The organism is Enterobacter sp. IF2SW-B1 (genome assembly GCF_001743375.1).
In the GTDB taxonomy this organism is placed as follows: domain Bacteria; phylum Pseudomonadota; class Gammaproteobacteria; order Enterobacterales; family Enterobacteriaceae; genus Enterobacter; species Enterobacter bugandensis.
Window position 1 is genome coordinate 1 of record NZ_MJAA01000398.1, and the last position, 352, is coordinate 352.

The 352-nt window shown below is 63.9% G+C and carries 1 pseudogene; it reads right to left on the bottom strand.

The features are described 5' to 3' along the window. Positions 1 to 194: 194 nt before the first annotated feature. A pseudogene (gene lacI, locus A6013_RS27725) lies at positions 195 to 352 on the bottom strand (lac repressor); the annotation flags it as partial.

A 352-nucleotide genomic window follows, 5' to 3' on the forward strand; every position in this document is an offset into this window, starting at 1 on the left:
GCCTCCAGACGGTTCCACTGGGTGACGCGCGGGTTTTCCCAGTCCCGTCGGGCCAGAATGGCGCTGAGAGTCGGCGATAAAGTGTTGGGCATATTAACCTCTTTGCGAAGCGCTCACAATTTTGGGTAACATCCCCTGGCACCCGGCGCCGGTAATGCACGCAATCGCGGGGTAGAGAGTCCGATCACAAAGGTTTATTTGCGGGCAAGCTGCCCGGCAAGGAGGGCCAGGCGTCTGAGCTGCTGCGCCAGATCCTCGCGTTCGGCCTGCTGCGGGGTGCGGCGCGCGCTGGAATGGCGGGTCACCCGCGTTACCGGCAGCTGAACCTGCCAGCATTCCTCCCCCCCGCAGG